The sequence below is a fragment of the Bradyrhizobium sp. HKCCYLRH3097 genome (genome assembly GCF_051167875.1).
Classification (GTDB): Bacteria; Pseudomonadota; Alphaproteobacteria; order Rhizobiales; family Xanthobacteraceae; genus Bradyrhizobium.
Window position 1 is genome coordinate 70,744 of sequence record NZ_JBNPTX010000012.1, and the last position, 16,604, is coordinate 87,347.

Sequence of the window (16,604 nt, forward strand, 5' to 3'; positions counted from 1 at the left end):
GCAAGGTCATGCGTAAGGGAACGGGCGAATGATCCAGGCCATTGTCTTTCTGCCGCTGCTGGGCGCGATCCTGGCCGGCCTGATCGCGCTGCTCGGCGCGCATGCGCGCCATCCGAGCGGTGATACGGTCGAGCATCATCACGACGACGGTCATCACCACGGCGCCGCCGACGCGCACGCGCATGACGATCACGGCCACGGACACGACGACCATCATGTCGCCGAGCCGCCGGCCTCCGGCACCTGGGCGGCGCAGGTGATCACGACGGCGCTGCTGTTCGTGTCGGCCGGCCTGTCCTGGGCGATGCTGATCAGCGTCGGCTTCATGCACCACGAGGCGGGTGTGAAAGAGCTGTTGCCCTGGATCAATTCCGGCGAGCTGCAGGTGTCCTGGGCGCTGCGTGTCGACACGCTCACGGCGGTGATGCTGGTCGTTGTGACCAGCGTGTCCTCGCTCGTCCACCTCTATTCGATCGGCTATATGGACGAGGATCCGAACCGTCCGCGCTTCTTCGCCTATCTGTCGCTGTTCACCTTCGCGATGCTGATGCTGGTGACCGCGAACAACCTCGTGCAACTGTTCTTCGGCTGGGAGGGCGTCGGTCTGGCGAGCTACCTGCTGATCGGCTTCTGGTTCCAGAAGCCGTCGGCCAACGCTGCCGCCATCAAGGCCTTCGTCGTCAACCGCGTCGGCGATTTCGGCTTCGCGCTCGGCATCTTCGCCGTGTTCCTGCTGGCGAAGTCGACCGACTTCGAGACCATCTTCGCCGCCGCGCCGAGCTTTGCCGGCAAGACGATCAACTTCCTCGGCTGGCATGCCGACGCGCTGACCCTGACCTGCCTGCTGCTGTTCATGGGCGCCATGGGCAAGTCGGCACAGTTCCTGCTGCATACCTGGCTGCCGGACGCGATGGAAGGTCCGACCCCGGTCTCGGCGCTGATCCATGCCGCGACCATGGTCACCGCCGGCGTCTTCATGGTCGCGCGCCTGTCGCCGCTGTTCGAGCTCGCCCCGAACGCCCAGGCCGTCGTGATGTTCTTCGGCGCGACCACGGCGTTCTTCGCTGCGACCGTCGGCCTCGTGCAGAACGACATCAAGCGCATCGTCGCCTACTCGACCTGCTCGCAGCTCGGCTACATGTTCGTGGCGATGGGAGCAGGGGCCTATTCGGTCGGCATGTTCCATCTGTTCACGCATGCCTTCTTCAAGGCGCTGCTGTTCTTGGGCTCTGGCTCGGTGATCTACGCGATGCATCACGAGCAGGACATCCGCAACATGGGCGGCCTGTGGCGCAAGATCCCATACACCTTCGCGGTGATGACGGTCGGCACCCTGGCGCTCACCGGCTTCCCCGGCTTCGCAGGCTTCTTCTCCAAGGATGCGATCATCGAGGCGGCGTACGCCGCGCACAATCCGTTCGCGACCTACGCGTATTTCCTCACCATTGTCGCCGCCGGCCTGACCTCGTTCTATTCCTGGCGCCTGGTGTTCAAGACCTTCTTCGGCACGCCGCACGATCAGCATCATTATGATGCCGCACACGAGAGCCCGATCTGGATGCTCATCCCGATCGGCGTGCTCGCGGCAGGCTCGATCCTGGCCGGCCTCCCGTTCAAGGGCGTGTTCACCGATCCCCATGGCGTCGAGCACTTCTTCGGCGAGTCGCTGAAGATGAACCCGCACATTCTCGAAGACATGGAGCACATGCCGGCCTGGCTCGCTCAGCTTCCCTTCGTCATGATGGTGCTGGGATTTGTGGTCTCCTACATCTTCTACGTCAGACGTCCGGACATCCCGGAGGAGCTCGCCGCGCAGCAGCCGCTGCTCTACAAGTTCCTGCTCAACAAGTGGTACTTCGACGAGCTGTATGACGTGATCTTCGTCCGTCCGGCGAAGTGGCTCGGCCGCTTCCTCTGGAAGAAGGGCGACGGCTTCGTCATCGACGGCTTCGGTCCGGACGGTGTCTCGGCGCGGGTGCTCGACATCACGCGCAACGTCGTCAAGATCCAGACCGGGTACCTCTATCATTACGCCTTTGCCATGCTGATCGGCGTCGCCGGCCTGATCACCTGGTTCATGTTCATGGGGGGCCAGCAATGACCACCTGGCCAATTCTCTCCGTCGTCACCTTCCTGCCGATCGTCGGTGCGCTGCTGATCTATCTGGTCCGCGGCGACGACGAGGCGGCTAGGCGCAATGCGCGCTGGATCGCGCTGTGGACCACGCTGATCACGTTCGGGGTGTCGGTGATCCTGGTGCTGCGCTTCGATCCCGCCCAGACCGACTTCCAATTCGTCGAGAAGTCGAACTGGCTGGCGGCCGGCATCAGCTACCACATGGGCGTCGACGGCATCTCGCTGCCGTTCGTGATCCTGACCACCGCCCTGATGCCGTTCTGCATCATCGCGAGCTGGAAGTCGGTGACCAACCGGCTGCGCGAATACATGATGGCGTTCCTGATCCTGGAAACGCTGATGGTCGGCACGTTCTCGGCGCTCGACCTCGTGCTGTTCTATCTGTTCTTCGAGGGCGGCTTGATCCCGATGTTCCTGATCATCGGCGTCTGGGGCGGTCCGCGCCGGGTCTACGCCTCGTTCAAGTTCTTCCTCTACACGCTGCTCGGCTCGGTGCTGATGCTGCTCGCCATCATGGCGCTGTACTGGAACGCCGGCACGACCGACATTCCGACCTTGATGCATACGGCGGTGCCGCGGTCCTTGCAGACCTGGGCGTGGCTGGCGTTCTTCGCCTCCTTTGCGGTGAAGATGCCGATGTGGCCGGTGCACACCTGGCTGCCGGACGCGCACGTCGAGGCGCCGACCGCGGGCTCGGTGATCCTGGCCGCGATCCTCTTGAAGATGGGTGGCTACGGCTTCCTGCGCTTCTCGCTGCCGATGTTCCCGCTGGCCTCGCACGACTTCGCGCCGCTGGTGTTCACGCTCTCGGCGATCGCGATCATCTACACCTCGCTGGTCGCGCTGATGCAGGAGGACATCAAGAAGCTGATCGCCTACTCATCGGTGGCGCATATGGGCTTCGTCACCATGGGCATCTTCGCGGGCACCATGCAGGGTGTCGCCGGAGGCGTGTTCCAGATGATTTCGCACGGTATCGTCTCGGGCGCGCTGTTCCTTTGCGTCGGCGTGGTCTATGACCGCATGCATACCCGCGAGATCGCGGCCTACGGCGGCCTCGTGAACCGGATGCCGGTCTACGCGCTGGTGTTCATGGTGTTCACGATGGCCAATGTCGGCCTGCCCGGCACGTCCGGCTTCGTCGGCGAGTTCATGACCCTGCTCGGCACTTTCAAGGTGTCGATCCCGACCGCGTTCTTCGCGACATCAGGCGTCATCCTCTCGGCGGCCTACGCGTTGTGGCTTTACCGCAAGGTGGTGTTCGGTGCGCTGACCAAGCCGTCGCTCGCCAGCATCAAAGATCTCACCCTGCGTGAGGGCGTGATCCTGTTTCCGCTGGTGGCGCTGACCATCCTGTTCGGCGTTTATCCGAAGCCGATCCTCGACATGTCGGCGGCGTCGGTGCAGCAGCTCGTCAACAACTACAATACCGCCGTGACGGCCGTGAAGGCCGCCGCGCTGCTCCAATGATGAGACCTTGAGGGGTCGGGACACAGACGATGATCGAGAATCTTGGGCCTCAGCTTTGGGTGGTGCTGCCGGAGCTGTTGTTGGCCGTGGGGGCCATGGCGCTGTTGATGCTGGGCGCGTTTCGCGGGCAGGAGACGACGGGGCTCGTCACGTGGTTGGCGGTCGCTCTGCTGATCGTGGTCGGCATCCTCGTGCTCAGGCAGCCGGGCGGCCAGGCCTTCGGCGGCAGCTTCATCGCTGACAGCTATGCGCGCTTCCTGAAGATCCTGACGCTGATCGGTTCGATCGCGACCCTGATCATGTCGGCGGAGTTCCTGTCGAAGCCCGATCGTCGCATCTTCGAATATGCCATCCTCGTGCTGCTCTCGACCTTGGGCATGCTGGTGCTGATCTCGGCTGGCGACCTGATCACGCTCTACCTCGGTCTCGAGCTGATGTCGCTCGCGCTCTACGTCGTCGCGGCCAGCCATCGTGACAACGTCAAGTCGACCGAAGCCGGCCTGAAGTATTTCGTGCTCGGCGCGCTGTCCTCCGGCATGCTGCTCTACGGCGCCTCGCTGATCTACGGCTTCACCGGCACGGTGAGTTTTGCCGGAATCGCGGCGGCGACGAAGACCGGCAGCGTCGGCATCATCTTCGGCCTCGTCTTCCTGTTCGCCGGCATGTGCTTCAAGGTCTCGGCGGTGCCGTTCCACATGTGGACGCCGGACGTCTATGAAGGCGCGCCGACGCCGGTGACGGCGTTCTTCGCCTCCGCGCCCAAGGTCGCGGCGATCGCCGTGTTCGCGCGCGTCGCGCTGACGGCGTTTCCCGGCATCACCTTCCAGTGGCAGCAGATCATCGTGTTCGTCTCGATCGCCTCGATGGCGCTCGGCTCGTTCGCCGCGATCGGCCAGACCAACATCAAGCGCCTGATGGCCTATTCGTCGATCGGCCACATGGGCTTTGCGCTGGTCGGTCTCGCCGCCGGTACGGTCGAGGGCGCGCAGGGCGTGCTGACCTACATCGCGATCTATGTCGCGATGACGCTCGGCTCGTTCGCCGTGATCATGGCGATCAAGCGCAACGGCCAGTCGTTCGAGAAGATCAGCGACTTCTCGGGGCTGTCGCGCACCAATCCGCTGCTTGCCTTCTTCTTCGCGATGCTGCTGTTCTCGCTGGCCGGCGTGCCGCCGCTCGCGGGCTTCTTCGCCAAATGGTACGTCTTCGTCGCTGCCATCAAGGCCGGGCTGTTCACGCTGTCGGTGATCGGCGTGCTCACCAGCGTGGTCGGCGCCTACTATTATCTCCTGATCGTCAAGACGATGTATTTCGACGAGCCGCTGCCGACGCTCGATCCGGTCCGTATCGAGCTGCGCACGGTGCTCGCGATCTCCGGCGTCTTCAACATCCTGTTCTTCGCCTATCCCGGCCCGCTGGTCAGCGCGGCCGCGGCCGCGGCGAAGTCGCTGTTCTAGATGACGTTTGCGCTAGGGTCCCAGGCTGACAAGGCTGGCTACCGACTCGTCACGTTCGACCAGACCGGCTCAACCAATGTCGAGGCGCTGAAGTCGGCCCGAGAGGGCGGCAAGGCGCCGTGCTGGTTTGTCACATCTGAGCAGACGGCCGGGCGCGGCCGGCGCCAGCGCCCGTGGATCGCCCCGCGCGGCAATCTGGCCTCGAGCGTGCTGGAAGTGCTGAACGTGGCTCCTGCGATCGCAGCCACACTCGGCTTCGCCGCCGGCCTCTCCATCGAGAGCGCGTTGCGCCAGGTGAGCATCGAGGCCGCGCTGCGGTCCGGAGCACGCGCGTCATTCGCGCTGAAATGGCCCAACGACGTGCTGGCTGACGGCCGCAAGATCGTCGGCATGCTGCTCGAGGCGGAGCAGGTGGCTCAAGGGCTTGCGGTGGTTGCCGGTATTGGAACCAACGTGGTCGCGGCGCCGCTGGATACCCCGACACCGGCGGTGTCGTTGGCGGACCTCGGCATCCAGGTGACCGCCGAGGACCTGTTCTCGGCGCTGTCGGATGCCTGGGTCGAGTATTTCGGCATCTGGAACGAGGGACGGGGCTTCGGTGACATCCGGAAACTCTGGCTCGAGCGCGCCGCAGGCCTCGGCCAGCCGGTCGCCATCAGGTCCGGACATGCTATCATCGAGGGGATTTTCGACACGATCGACGAACAGGGTTGTATGCTGGTGCGGACCGCGGAGGGACGATTGGAGCCGATCACGGCCGGTGATGTTCATTTCGGCTCGGTCGCATCCAAAGGAGCGGTCTAGATGGCACGTCCCGACGAACTGACATTTGCGCCGCTCGGAGGTGTCGGCGAGATCGGCATGAACCTGTCGATCTACGGGCTCGGCAATCGCCACCAGCGCTCGTGGCTCGCGATCGATCTTGGCGTCTCCTTCGGCGACGAGGAGCATCTGCCGGGCATCGACCTGATCATGCCCGACGTCGCTTTCCTGGAGAAGGAGCGCAACAATCTCGTCGGCCTCGTGCTGACCCACGCGCATGAGGATCATTTCGGCGCGATCATAGACCTGTGGCCGCGGCTGAAATGCCCGATCTACGCGACCAAGTTCAGCGCCGCACTGTTCGAGGCCAAGTGCGAGGCCGAGCGCCTCCCAGCCAAGATCCCGGTCAAGGTGATCCCCTCCGGCGGCCGCGTCGACATCGGTCCGTTCAACGTCGAGTTCATTCCGGTCGCGCATTCGATCCCTGAATCGCACGCGCTGGCGATCCACACCGAGGTTGGCACTGTCCTGCATACCGGCGACTGGAAGATCGATCCGACGCCGGTGCTGGGCGCGCCGACCGACGAGAAGCGGCTGCGCGAGCTCGGTGATGCCGGATTGCTCGCACTGATCGGCGATTCCACCAATGCCGTGCGCGAGGGACGCTCGCCGTCCGAGGCCGAGGTTGCCAAGACGATCGCGGCTTTGGTGAAGGAAGCAAAGGGCCGCGTGGCCGTGACCACCTTCGCCTCCAACGTCGCGCGTATCCGCGCCGTTGCCGAAGCGGCGCGCGAGGCCGAGCGCGAGGTCGTCATCGTCGGCCGTGCCATGGAACGCGTGGTCCAGGTCGCGCGTGAGACCGGTTATCTCGACGGCGTGCAGAACTTCCGCGGCATGGATCTCTACGGCCATTTCCCGGCCGACAAGGTGCTCGCGCTCTGCACCGGCAGCCAGGGCGAGCCGCGCGCGGCGCTCTCGCGCATCGCCAATGACGATCATCCGCTGGTCACCTTGAACAAGGGCGACACCGTCATCTTCTCGTCGCGCACCATCCCCGGCAACGAGAAGGCGGTCGGCGCCGTCATCAACGGGCTGGTGCAGCAGGGCATCGAGATCATCACCGACCGCAACCATCTCGTCCATGTCTCCGGCCACCCGCGCCGCGACGAGCTGCGCGACATGATCGCGTGGACGCGGCCGCAGCTCCTGATCCCCGTGCATGGCGAGGCGCTGCATCTGCACGAGCACGCGAGGCTGGCGCGCGCCTGCGGCGTGCCCAAGGTCATCACCTGCCGCAATGGCGACCTCGTCAAGCTCGGCCCCGGTGATCCCGGAATCATCGACCAACTGCCGGCGGGGCGGCTCTACAAGGACGGCAGCATCGTCGAGGATTCGAAGTCGCGCGCTGTGGTCGAGCGTCGCAAGATGGCCTTTGCTGGCTGCATCTTCGTGGCGCTCGCCATCACCGAGAAGGGCGAGCTGGCCGACGATCCCGAGGTCGACATGGTCGGCATCCCCGAGAAGAATGCGGCGGGCGAGGAGATGGACGACATCGTCTTCGATGCTGTCGTTTCCACCTTCGAAGGTCTGCCGCGGGCGCGTCGGCGCGATTCTGACGCAGCGGCAGAATCCGTCCGGCGGGCGGTGCGTTCGGCGGTCAATGAGCAGTGGGGCAAGAAGCCGATCTGTCTCGTCCATGTCTTGGAAGTCTGACGCGGGCCTGCTGAACGGCCGTTCAAAAAGAAAAAGTGGAGGATGTCATGCTGGGCCGGCTCAACCACGTCGCCATCGCGGTCAAGGACGCCGAAAAGGCCGCCAGGATTTATGGCGCGGCATTCGGTGCTGAGATTTCGGCGGCGGTACCGCTGCCGGAGCATGGCGTGATCACGGTGTTCGTCACTCTGCCCAACACCAAGATCGAGTTCATCCAGCCGCTGGGCGAGGCGTCACCGATCGCCAAATTCCTCGAGCGCAACGCGGACGGCGGCATCCATCACGTCTGCTACGAGGTGGCCGACATCATCGCCTCGCGCGACACCCTGATCAAGGAGGGTGCCCGCGTGCTCGGCGACGGCCAGCCGAAGATCGGCGCGCATGGCAAGCCGGTTCTGTTCCTGCATCCGAAGGATTTTTCCGGCGCGCTCGTCGAGATCGAGCAGGCCTGAGGCAGCGGGGCGACCATGGCCTATACGATCTCCACCTGGCTCGCGATCTACTTCGTGATGTGGTGGGTCACGCTGTTCGTGACCCTGCCGTTCGGCATCCGCAGCCAGCACGAGTCCGGCGGAGGCCCGCTAGGCACCGACCCCGGTGCGCCGACGATCAGCCGAATGGGGCGGCGCCTGATCTGGACGACGCTGCTGTCGGCCGCGATCTTCGCCCTGTCACTCGTGGCCTATCAGGCCGGCTATCTCAGCGTTGAGCGGCTTTCGCGGCTGATGGGGATTCCGTTCTAGCCCCGCTCGCATCGCACAACGTTCTCTCGAAGCCGATGCGCGGACGTGCGTCGGCTTTTTTGCTATAGGAGGTCAAAACAAGACCGACAGGGAGGTTGCGCGTGATGATATCGGCCGAAGCCCGGAACGGGACGCAATCGGGCTATCGCATTCTGAACGAGGTTGATCTTCGAAACTATCTCGCGGGGATCCCTTCAGTTGCAGGGCAACTCGGCGGACCGGCCGAGCGCTGGTCAATCACCGAGGTCGGCGATGGCAACCTCAATCTGGTCTTCATCGTCAAGGGATCGTCCGGCGGTCTCGCGGTGAAGCAGGCGCTGCCTTACGTGCGGCTGGTCGGCGAGAGCTGGCCGCTGCCGCTGTCACGCGCCCACTATGAGCATCTGGCGCTGACGCATCAGAACCGCCTTGCCCCCGGCCTCGTGCCGGCCATCGTCCACCATGATGCGGCGCTGGCGCTGACGGCGATGGAGCTGCTGGAGCCGCACATCATCATGCGCAAGGGGCTGGTCGCGGGCACAACCTATCCGGCCTTCGTCGATCACATCACGACCTTCATGGCGCGGACGCTGTTCTTCTCGTCCGACCTCGCACTGTCTGCCGCCGAGAAGAAGGAGGCGATCGCAAGCTTTGCCGGCAATCATGCGCTGTGCAAGATCACCGAGGATTTGATCTTCACCGACCCCTATCGCATCGCCGAGCAAAACCGCTGGACGTCACCGTGGCTCGACGCGACCGCGGCCGACATTCGCGCCGATCTCGATCTGCACGTCGCGATCTCCAGGCTCAAGCTGAAATTCCTGTCCTGTGCCGAGGCGCTGATCCATGGCGACCTGCACACCGGGTCGATCATGGTGACGGACACCGAGACCAAGGTGATCGACCCGGAATTCGCCTTCTACGGTCCGATGGGATTCGACGTCGGTGCGGTCCTCGCCAATCTGCTGATGGCCTATTTTGCGTCCGAAGGACACGAGCAGCGGGCGGGCGAGCGGGAGCACTTCGAGGGATGGGTGCTGGCGGCAGTCGATGAGGTCTGGAACGGTTTCGCGGGCAAGTTCCTGGCGCTGTGGCGCAGCGAGGCGACAGGCGATGCGTATCCGCGGTCACTGTTTCCGGGTGAAGCGGGCGCCGCACGCCTGGAGACCGAGCGTCAGGCCTACGTGGTGAGATTGTTCCAGGACGCCATCGGTTTCACCGCGGCCAAGATCATTCGTCGCATCCTCGGCCTCGCGCACAACATCGATTTCGAACTGATCGAGGACGCCAAGCGGCGCGCGACCTGCGAGGTGCGGGCACTGCGGTTGGCACGGACGCTGATGGTGGAGACGACGACGTTCACGACGATCGGGGCGGTGACGCGGGCTGCCCGCGAGTTGCGCCACTGGCAGCCGGGGCTTTAATTCCGTCGCCTCGGCCTTCTACGTCGTTATGAGGGGCGAGCTGCGCTCGCAACGTTGCGGAAGAGCTCGTAGCCCGGATGAAGCGACATCCGGGTTTTCCGATACGGCTCGTGTGATCGCGGATGTCGCTTCCGGGCTACGGCAGCGCGCGTCGCAGCACGCTCAATCCGCCGCCTTCGCCCGCAGCCGCTGGGCATAGACGTTGATCACCAGGGCGGCGAGCAGGATCAGGCCGCGGATCAGGATCTTCAGGAAACTGTCGATGTTGACGTGGTCGAGGCCGTTGTTGAGCACGCCGAGCACGAACAGGCCGACGATGGTGTTGCCGATGCCCCCGCGGCCGCCGAACAGGCTGGTGCCGCCGACCACGACGGCGGCGATCGAATCCAGCAGGTAGGTGTCGAACTCATTCTGCTGCGCGCTGCCGAAATGCGCCACGCCGAGCATGCCGCCGATCCCCGAGCAGACGGCCGAGATCACCATCACGCTGCCGAGGATCAGCTTGACGTTCAGCCCCGAATACTCCGCCGCCTCGCGGTTGCCGCCGACCATGTAGACGTAGCGGCCGAACCGCGTGTAGGTCAGCACGAGGTGACCGAGCAACAGCATCAGGGCGGCCACGATCACGATCCAGGGCACCCCCGCCACGGAACTGGAGCCGAGCGTCGTGATGATGGGGGGAACCTTGTAGGCGATCTGGCCGCGCACCAGCATCGCCGAGATGCCGGCGGCGATCTGCATCATCGCGAGCGTCATGATGAAGGAGGGAATGCCGATCACGGTCAGGCCGAAGGCGTTGACCAGGCCGAGCAATGCGCACAGCGCCAGCGCGAGCAGGATGGCGACAAAACCGGGCATCGGCACGTTGGCGATGTTGACGTAGGACTCCTGCATCGTGAAGTAGGCAACGGCGATGCCGGTCACGTTGGCGATGGCGGCGATCGACAGGTCGATCTCGGCGCACAGGATCACGAAGGTGAGGCCGACCGCGATGATGCCGGTGACCGACACCTGGGTCAGGATGTTGCCAACGTTGTCGAGCGTGGCGAAGGACGGACTCGCGATCGCGAAGAACGCCGTGAGGAAGATCAAGGTCAGGAACGGCGCGATGTTGCGCATCTGCGAGCGCAGCAGCGATGCGACCCCGCCTGCGCGCCGCGACGGCGCCTCCGGCATCGGAACGGTCTCGCCATGCGCCATGACAATCTCCCTACGCCGCCTCGAGCAGACGGTCTTTGCTGATGGTTTCGCCGGCAAATTCGCGCACGACCTCGCCGCGCTTGAGCACGATGACACGGTCGGCCATCGACAGCACGGTCTCCGGCTCGGTCGAGAGCACGATCACGGCGATGCCCTGGTCGCGCAGCTTCCGCACGATTCCGATGACGTCGCTCTTGGCGCCGACATCCATACCGCGGGTCGGCTCGCACAGCACGAGCAGCCGCGGCGGATGGCTCAGCCATTTGGCCAGCGCGACCTTCTGCTGGTTGCCGCCGGAGAGCAGGCCGAGGTCGATCTCGACATCCGCGGGCCTGATCTGCAACTGCTCGACCTGGCGCTTGGCGAGCGCGCGCTCGCGCGCCGGCTTCAACAGCACGGCGTTGATGCGGTCGAGGATGCTGATCGAGATGTTCTTGTAGACGGGCTCCTGCAGGAACAGCATGTCGCGCCGGCTCTCCGGCACGAAGGCGATGCCGGCGCGGCGCGCATCCGCCGTGCTCTTGAAGCGGTTGCGCTGGCCTGATACGCGCAGCTCGCCGGCGTCGGGCGCAAGCTTGCCGAACAGGATGCGCGCCAGCTCGAGCTGGCCGCAGCCCATGAAGCCGTAGATGCCGAGCACCTCGCCGGCACGCACGGCGAACGAGACGCGCTTCAGATTGCGCGCCAGCGACAGGCCCTCGGCTTCGACGACCACGGGCTTGTCGGCCGTCGGCGCGGGCAGGGTGATGTCGTGGGTGTAGCTGTCCTCCAGCGCATCGCGTCCCTTGCCGATCATGGCCTCGATCAGCGCGGCCTTGCTGGTGTCGGCGGCACGCGTCTCCATGATCTTGCGGCCGTTGCGGAACACCGTGACCTCGTCGGAGATCAGCAGGATGTCCTCGATGAAGTGTGAGATGAAGACGATCCCGGTGCCCTGCTCGCGCAGCTTGCGCAACGCCGCGAACAGCCGCTCGACCTCGGGCGGCGACAGCGCCGAGGTCGGCTCGTCCAGGATGATGATGCGCGCGCCGGAGAACAGCACCCGCGCGATCTCGATCAGCTGCTGAACGCCGATCGGCAGATCTCCCAGCCGGCTCATCGGATCGGCGTCGATGCCGAGTCGCTTGAGCTGCTCGGTGGCCTCGCGTGCCATGCGACGCCACTGCACGATGCCGAGCGCATTTGTCGGCTGGTTGCCGAGAAACACGTTCTCGGCCACGGTGAGGTCCGGCGCGACGCTGAGTTCCTGGTGCACCATCGCGATGCCGGCCGCGCGAGCGTCCCGCACGGAGTTGAAATGAACCTCGCGGCCGTCGAGCAGGAAACGGCCGGAGAAACCGGTGTGCACGCCGGCGATGATCTTCATCAGCGTGCTCTTGCCGGCGCCGTTCTCCCCGACGAGACCATGGATCTCGCCGGGGCGAAGAGTAAAGTCGACGCCGCGCAACGCGGTGACGCCGCCGAACGACTTGGTGATGTCCTGCAATTCCAGAAGAGGCGGGCGGCTGTTCGACATGGGAGGGACTTCAGATCAGGAAGTGATCCTCCATCCATTGCATGCCGGCGGCATTGGCCTTGGTCACGACGGGCCCGTCGGTGATGACGTGCTTCGGAATGCCCTGGCCGCTCTTTTCGCCGGCGGTGACCGCGGCGACGCCTGCGACGATCGCGCCGCCATGGATGCGGCAGGACGGATTGCGCACGGTCGCGAACATGCGGCCCTCGCTGACCGCCTGGATCGCCGGCGGCATGGCGTCGACACCGCCGATCAGGATGTTGGTGCGGTTGCGCGCCTTCATGATGTTGTAGGCGGCGAGGGCCATGTCGTCATTGTGGAAGAACGCCGCGTCGATCTGCGGATATTTCGTGAGATAGGTCTCCCACAGCCGTGCCGCCTTCGACACGTCCCAGTCGGCCGGCTGCGTGTCCAGCACCTCGATGTTCGGGAACTGCTTGATCACCGAGTTGAAGCCCTTGGCGCGGCCCTGCGCGCCGGTGTGGCCGAGCGCGCCCTGCGTCATGATGATCTTGCCCTTGCCGCCCATCGCAGTCGCCAGAGCCTGCGTGACCGATGCGCCCATGAACTCGTTGTCGGGTGCGAGGAAGGAGTGGACGTTGATCTGATCGAGCGGCGCGATCAGCGTGTCCATGTCGATCACGGGAATGCCGGCATCGATCATCTTCTGCACCGGCTGAGTCAGGGTTCCGATGCCGAACGCCTGGATCGCGACGAAGTCCCACTTCTGCGACGCCATGTTGTCGATCGCGGCGCGCTGCTTCACCGCATCGAGTTGGCCGTCGAACCAGGTCACCTCGACATTGAGCAGCTTGCCCCACCATTCCGCGGCCTGCTTGCCCTGGGCGCACCAGGTCGCCTGCAAGCCGGCATTGGAGAAGGCTGCCTTGAGCGGCTTTTCGGAGCGGCCCATCTCGGCGGCCATCGCCGGAGTGATGCCAAAGCCGGCGAGAAGGGCCGCCGCAGAGCCCGCGGCCGTCGCCGCCTGGAGAAGATCGCGCCTCGTCGTGGACGTTTTTCTAGTGCCGGACATCCCGTGCTCCCTGTCCCATCGTTGTCCGGCGGCGTCATTGATCGCGCCGCCGAGAGCAGCAGTGTTTCACAACCCCATTGATCACGCCACAGCCGGATGTTGTGCGTCGCACCGAGCGACTTTCGCGCTGCACGCGCGATGTCAGAAAACCGTGATGCGCCCGTGGTACGCGGCAGCGCAGCTTTGGGAGAGAACCTTTGGCAACGACGCGCATCGCCGTGATCGCCGACATCCATCACGGCCGGGATACGCCCACGAAGCGGGGATCGGTGGCGCTGCAACTGCTCGAGCGCTTCGTCACGGAAGTGAACGCCGAAGACATCGATGCGGTCATCGATCTCGGCGACCGGATTTCTGACGAAGATCCCGAGCGCGATCGGCTGCTGCAAAGCGATGTCGCGATGTGCTTCGCGAAGCTCGCACCGACGCATCATCACGTCAGTGGCAATCTTGATGTCGCATTGTTCAGCCTCGCCGACAATGAAGCGATCCTCGATCGTCCGAGCGGATCGCGCGCGGTGATCGTCGGTGATGTCAGATGTGTGTTCTGGCAGCCCGACGTGAGTCTGACGCCGACGCGCGGCTTTCGCCTGTCCGCGAGCGATCTCGACGCGCTGGTCCAGCTGCTCGCTCAGGATGACCGGCCGACCTTGCTCGTCAGCCACGTGCCGTTGTCAGGACATGCTCAGACCGGCAACTACTACTTCGAAGCCAATCCGGGACACGCGGCCTATGCCGAGACCGACGCGATCCGCGCGGCGATCGCGGATGCGCCGTGCCCGATCGTCGGACTCGCCGGCCACGTTCATTGGAATACGCTGACAACGGTCGATGGCACACCGCATCTGACCTTGCAGTCGCTGACGGAGACGTTCATCTCGGGCGATCCAGCCGAAGCGGCGGGCATCCTGACGATCGGCGATGGTTCGTTGCGCTGGACGGTGACTGGCCGCGAACCGCTGTCCGTGACACTGCCATGGCCGAGGGCCAAGGCGCGGTGGTGCGCTCCGTTGTCGTGCTTTGCGACTGCTGCGATGGCCTGAGGTGATTGCGTGTTCAGACAGCGTTCATGCGGCCCGCGATACCGTCAACGGAGAATATCGTGGCGCGCTGCGATGACTGCCAAAAAAATAGAGCAGGGCAGCGGGCCCTGCTCGGAAATTGTGTCGACCCTTTAGATATCCCGCAAGTTCAGATTTGATCTTGTTAAGCGGGGTGACGCTGCTTGTTGCGCGCCAGGGCTCCTCCCGAGACTTGGACCACCAGACTTCCGCAAGCGATAGCCTGAGGCCCGAATTCGTAGACGATCTTTTGGCGTTTGTCATCCTTTTCGGCAACGATTGTTCAAATTTCGCGCACTTCCTGAAATGATCGGTAAGTGCTTGCAATTGACGAGCTTTATTTTCGAGTCTTCTCGCGGTAGGTGCTGAATTACCTTGGAGGCTGGCGTCCCGCGAAGGCCCATCCGGGCGTAGCGGATTGTTCTTAATCAACGACCGCTGGCGAAATGTGCTGACTGTGCCCTGCGCGACCTCGACTCCGGGCGTTCGCTCGGGCACAACAATTCAGTTCATTTGGCAGGCTTTCATGCGGCAGCGGCTGCAGGCGTTTCTCCCGATCATGCTGATCGCACTGATGGTGCAGATCCTGGCGCCGATCGGCGTTGCCTGGGCGGCCGCGTCAGCCGTGGCTGATCCCCTGCACGGCCTCGAAATCTGCCACAGCCAGCCCGGTTCCCAGTCGGTGGACGACGAGTCGCCGGCCAAGCCCGCGCTCCACGGCTGTTCGCTGTGCTGCCTGGCGCAGCCGGTCACCCTGGATGGGCCGGAGCTGTCCGTCATCGCCACGCCGCAACGGGATTCGGGCGAGGTCGTGTGGCGGGCCGGTGATCCGGCCGGCCGGATGACCAAGGCCTTCTCGAACGCGCAGGCAAGGGCTCCGCCCGCAGCGTGACGCCGCGCTGGCCGCTGTGCGGCCCTCATCTCCAAATCGCAAGATTACGACCTGCGTTGTCTGCTCGGCCCTGGCCGTGCGGATACGCGCCAATCGATCAAGCTGGCGCATCGCCGCCAAGAAAAGGATGACGACATGACCTTCCTCGGACGCTCTCTGCTTGCATTCGCTCTCCTGTTGGGAGGATCTTCTGCCGCCTTCGCCGCGGACGTGAAGGCCGGTGACCTCGTCATCACCCAGCCATGGAGCCGCGCCACGCCGGGTGGCGCCAAGACGGGCGCCGGCTATCTGACCATCGAGAACAAGGGCAGCGCGCCGGACCGCCTCGTCGCGGTGACCGGCGCTGTCGCCGGGCGGGTCGAGATTCACGAGATGGCCGTCACCAACGGCGTGATGACCATGCGTCCGCTCGACAAGGGAGTCACGATTGAGCCGGGCAAGACCGTCGCGCTGGCGCCGGGCGGCTATCACCTGATGCTGATGGATCTGAAGAGCCCGCTGAAGCAGGGCGACAAGCTGCCGGTCACGCTGGAGTTCGAGAAGGCCGGCAAGGTGTCCGTGACGCTCGAGGTGCAGGCGGTCGGCGCCAAGGGGCCGGGGGGCGAGGGCGGCAGCATGATGAAGCAGCACGATCATTCCGGCATGAAGATGTAGGCCGGGCGCCTCGCGACTCCGACGGAGGGCCGGCCTCGATGAACCAACGGGTGTTGAACGCCGCCATGACAGCCGGTTCGCGCGCGAGCCGGCTGGTGGCGGCTGACCGCGCCCGACGTCCTGCCAATGTCCGTCAGAAGCTTGGCCGATATCTGCCGGTCGTGCTGCTAGCAATGCTGTTGCAGGTGCTGGCGCCAGTGGCGGTGTCCGCCCTGAGCGCCGTGACGATCGCGACGGCCGATCCGTTCGGCGGGATGGCGATCTGTCATGCCGAGACGGATGCGGCGCCCCCTGGTGGCGATACCGACCGCACCGCCTGCGGCCTTGACTGCGTCATGTGCTGCGTGCTGCACGCCGCCGCGGCGCTCGATACGCCGCCCGCGCCGTTCGATGCGGCTCCGCTGGGTCTGACGGCGTCCATCGTCTGGACGGCGCGCGAGCTCCGCCTCGTTCATCTGCTTGCCCGGGCACAGGCGCAACCAAGAGGACCTCCCTCCCTCTCCTGAGGACAGAAATCGTCATCGGCCGCAGCCGCGTGCCGATCCGTTTTGAATCAGGAAGACC

The 16,604-nt window shown here is 64.7% G+C and carries 15 protein-coding genes; 12 read left to right on the forward strand and 3 right to left on the reverse strand.

Features of this window, described 5'->3' with window-relative positions:
- The first annotated feature begins 28 nt into the window (after positions 1 to 28).
- From nuoL to mtnK, 8 genes are all read left to right on the forward strand, one after another.
- Entirely contained in the window at positions 29 to 2,101 is a 2,073-nt protein-coding gene (nuoL, locus tag ACQR0U_RS25475; protein WP_315750892.1) for an NADH-quinone oxidoreductase subunit L, read from the forward strand.
- Entirely contained in the window at positions 2,098 to 3,606 is a 1,509-nt protein-coding gene (locus tag ACQR0U_RS25480) for an NADH-quinone oxidoreductase subunit M (protein WP_315711560.1), read from the forward strand. The genes nuoL and ACQR0U_RS25480 overlap by 4 nt, the downstream gene beginning before the upstream one ends.
- A gap of 29 nt (positions 3,607 to 3,635) precedes the next feature.
- Positions 3,636 to 5,063, forward strand: coding sequence for an NADH-quinone oxidoreductase subunit NuoN (gene nuoN / locus ACQR0U_RS25485; RefSeq protein ID WP_434843785.1), 1,428 nt, complete (start codon positions 3,636 to 3,638; stop codon positions 5,061 to 5,063).
- Positions 5,064 to 5,867 carry a biotin--[acetyl-CoA-carboxylase] ligase gene (locus ACQR0U_RS25490; protein ID WP_315711562.1) on the forward strand — a complete coding sequence of 268 codons (804 nt, stop codon included), beginning with the start codon at positions 5,064 to 5,066 and terminating at the stop codon, positions 5,865 to 5,867.
- A complete protein-coding gene (locus ACQR0U_RS25495) occupies positions 5,868 to 7,538 on the forward strand; it encodes a ribonuclease J (RefSeq protein ID WP_315711563.1) in 1,671 nt (556 codons plus the stop codon). It begins immediately after the preceding gene.
- 47 nt (positions 7,539 to 7,585) lie between these two features.
- A complete protein-coding gene (mce, locus tag ACQR0U_RS25500) occupies positions 7,586 to 7,990 on the forward strand; it encodes a methylmalonyl-CoA epimerase (RefSeq protein ID WP_315711564.1) in 405 nt (134 codons plus the stop codon).
- 15 nt (positions 7,991 to 8,005) lie between these two features.
- The gene (locus tag ACQR0U_RS25505) at positions 8,006 to 8,281 is read left to right on the forward strand and encodes a DUF1467 family protein (protein WP_315711565.1); all 276 of its coding nucleotides are present in this window, start codon (positions 8,006 to 8,008) and stop codon (positions 8,279 to 8,281) included.
- 104 nt (positions 8,282 to 8,385) lie between these two features.
- The gene (mtnK, locus tag ACQR0U_RS25510) at positions 8,386 to 9,684 is read left to right on the forward strand and encodes an S-methyl-5-thioribose kinase (protein ID WP_434843817.1); all 1,299 of its coding nucleotides are present in this window, start codon (positions 8,386 to 8,388) and stop codon (positions 9,682 to 9,684) included.
- Between the two features lie 162 nt (positions 9,685 to 9,846).
- Here mtnK and ACQR0U_RS25515 read toward each other — a convergent pair whose 3' ends face one another.
- Genes ACQR0U_RS25515 through ACQR0U_RS25525 form a run of 3 tightly spaced genes read right to left on the reverse strand, consistent with a single transcriptional unit; the run spans position 9,847 to position 13,433 of the window.
- Positions 9,847 to 10,884 (reverse strand): ABC transporter permease, encoded by a 1,038-nt coding sequence (locus tag ACQR0U_RS25515; RefSeq protein WP_315711566.1) that lies wholly within the window; start codon positions 10,882 to 10,884, stop codon positions 9,847 to 9,849.
- 10 nt (positions 10,885 to 10,894) lie between these two features.
- Positions 10,895 to 12,400: a sugar ABC transporter ATP-binding protein gene (locus ACQR0U_RS25520; RefSeq protein WP_434843784.1), complete on the reverse strand. Its 1,506-nt coding sequence runs from the start codon at positions 12,398 to 12,400 to the stop codon at positions 10,895 to 10,897.
- Between the two features lie 10 nt (positions 12,401 to 12,410).
- Positions 12,411 to 13,433, reverse strand: a complete 1,023-nt coding sequence (locus ACQR0U_RS25525; RefSeq protein ID WP_315750896.1) for a sugar ABC transporter substrate-binding protein — start codon at positions 13,431 to 13,433, stop codon at positions 12,411 to 12,413.
- A gap of 197 nt (positions 13,434 to 13,630) precedes the next feature.
- Between ACQR0U_RS25525 and ACQR0U_RS25530 the strand changes: the two genes are divergently transcribed.
- The 4 genes from ACQR0U_RS25530 to ACQR0U_RS25545 all read left to right on the forward strand — a co-directional run bounded on the left by ACQR0U_RS25530 (position 13,631) and on the right by ACQR0U_RS25545 (position 16,546).
- On the forward strand, positions 13,631 to 14,476 hold the full coding sequence (locus tag ACQR0U_RS25530; RefSeq protein ID WP_434843783.1) for a metallophosphoesterase family protein: 846 nt from the start codon (positions 13,631 to 13,633) through the stop codon (positions 14,474 to 14,476).
- Between the two features lie 544 nt (positions 14,477 to 15,020).
- Positions 15,021 to 15,386 (forward strand): DUF2946 family protein, encoded by a 366-nt coding sequence (locus tag ACQR0U_RS25535; protein WP_315711572.1) that lies wholly within the window; start codon positions 15,021 to 15,023, stop codon positions 15,384 to 15,386.
- Between the two features lie 135 nt (positions 15,387 to 15,521).
- Positions 15,522 to 16,040, forward strand: a complete 519-nt coding sequence (locus ACQR0U_RS25540; protein ID WP_315711574.1) for a copper chaperone PCu(A)C — start codon at positions 15,522 to 15,524, stop codon at positions 16,038 to 16,040.
- A gap of 50 nt (positions 16,041 to 16,090) precedes the next feature.
- Positions 16,091 to 16,546: a DUF2946 family protein gene (locus ACQR0U_RS25545; RefSeq protein WP_434872310.1), complete on the forward strand. Its 456-nt coding sequence runs from the start codon at positions 16,091 to 16,093 to the stop codon at positions 16,544 to 16,546.
- The last annotated feature ends 58 nt before the right edge of the window (positions 16,547 to 16,604 follow it).

Bases quoted from the DNA above. Each gene is read 5' to 3' on its own strand.
- mce (WP_315711564.1), top strand. From the start codon at position 7,586: ATGCTGGGCCGGCTCAACCACGTCGCCATCGCGGTCAAGGACGCCGAA.
- ACQR0U_RS25480 (WP_315711560.1), top strand. From the start codon at position 2,098: ATGACCACCTGGCCAATTCTCTCCGTCGTCACCTTCCTGCCGATCGTC.
- ACQR0U_RS25535 (WP_315711572.1), top strand. From the start codon at position 15,021: ATGCGGCAGCGGCTGCAGGCGTTTCTCCCGATCATGCTGATCGCACTG.
- ACQR0U_RS25520 (WP_434843784.1), bottom strand. From the start codon at position 12,400: ATGTCGAACAGCCGCCCGCCTCTTCTGGAATTGCAGGACATCACCAAG.
- ACQR0U_RS25490 (WP_315711562.1), top strand. From the start codon at position 5,064: ATGACGTTTGCGCTAGGGTCCCAGGCTGACAAGGCTGGCTACCGACTC.
- ACQR0U_RS25515 (WP_315711566.1), bottom strand. From the start codon at position 10,884: ATGGCGCATGGCGAGACCGTTCCGATGCCGGAGGCGCCGTCGCGGCGC.
- ACQR0U_RS25525 (WP_315750896.1), bottom strand. From the start codon at position 13,433: ATGTCCGGCACTAGAAAAACGTCCACGACGAGGCGCGATCTTCTCCAG.
- ACQR0U_RS25540 (WP_315711574.1), top strand. From the start codon at position 15,522: ATGACCTTCCTCGGACGCTCTCTGCTTGCATTCGCTCTCCTGTTGGGA.
- ACQR0U_RS25505 (WP_315711565.1), top strand. From the start codon at position 8,006: ATGGCCTATACGATCTCCACCTGGCTCGCGATCTACTTCGTGATGTGG.
- mtnK (WP_434843817.1), top strand. From the start codon at position 8,386: ATGATATCGGCCGAAGCCCGGAACGGGACGCAATCGGGCTATCGCATT.
- ACQR0U_RS25495 (WP_315711563.1), top strand. From the start codon at position 5,868: ATGGCACGTCCCGACGAACTGACATTTGCGCCGCTCGGAGGTGTCGGC.
- nuoN (WP_434843785.1), top strand. From the start codon at position 3,636: ATGATCGAGAATCTTGGGCCTCAGCTTTGGGTGGTGCTGCCGGAGCTG.
- nuoL (WP_315750892.1), top strand. From the start codon at position 29: ATGATCCAGGCCATTGTCTTTCTGCCGCTGCTGGGCGCGATCCTGGCC.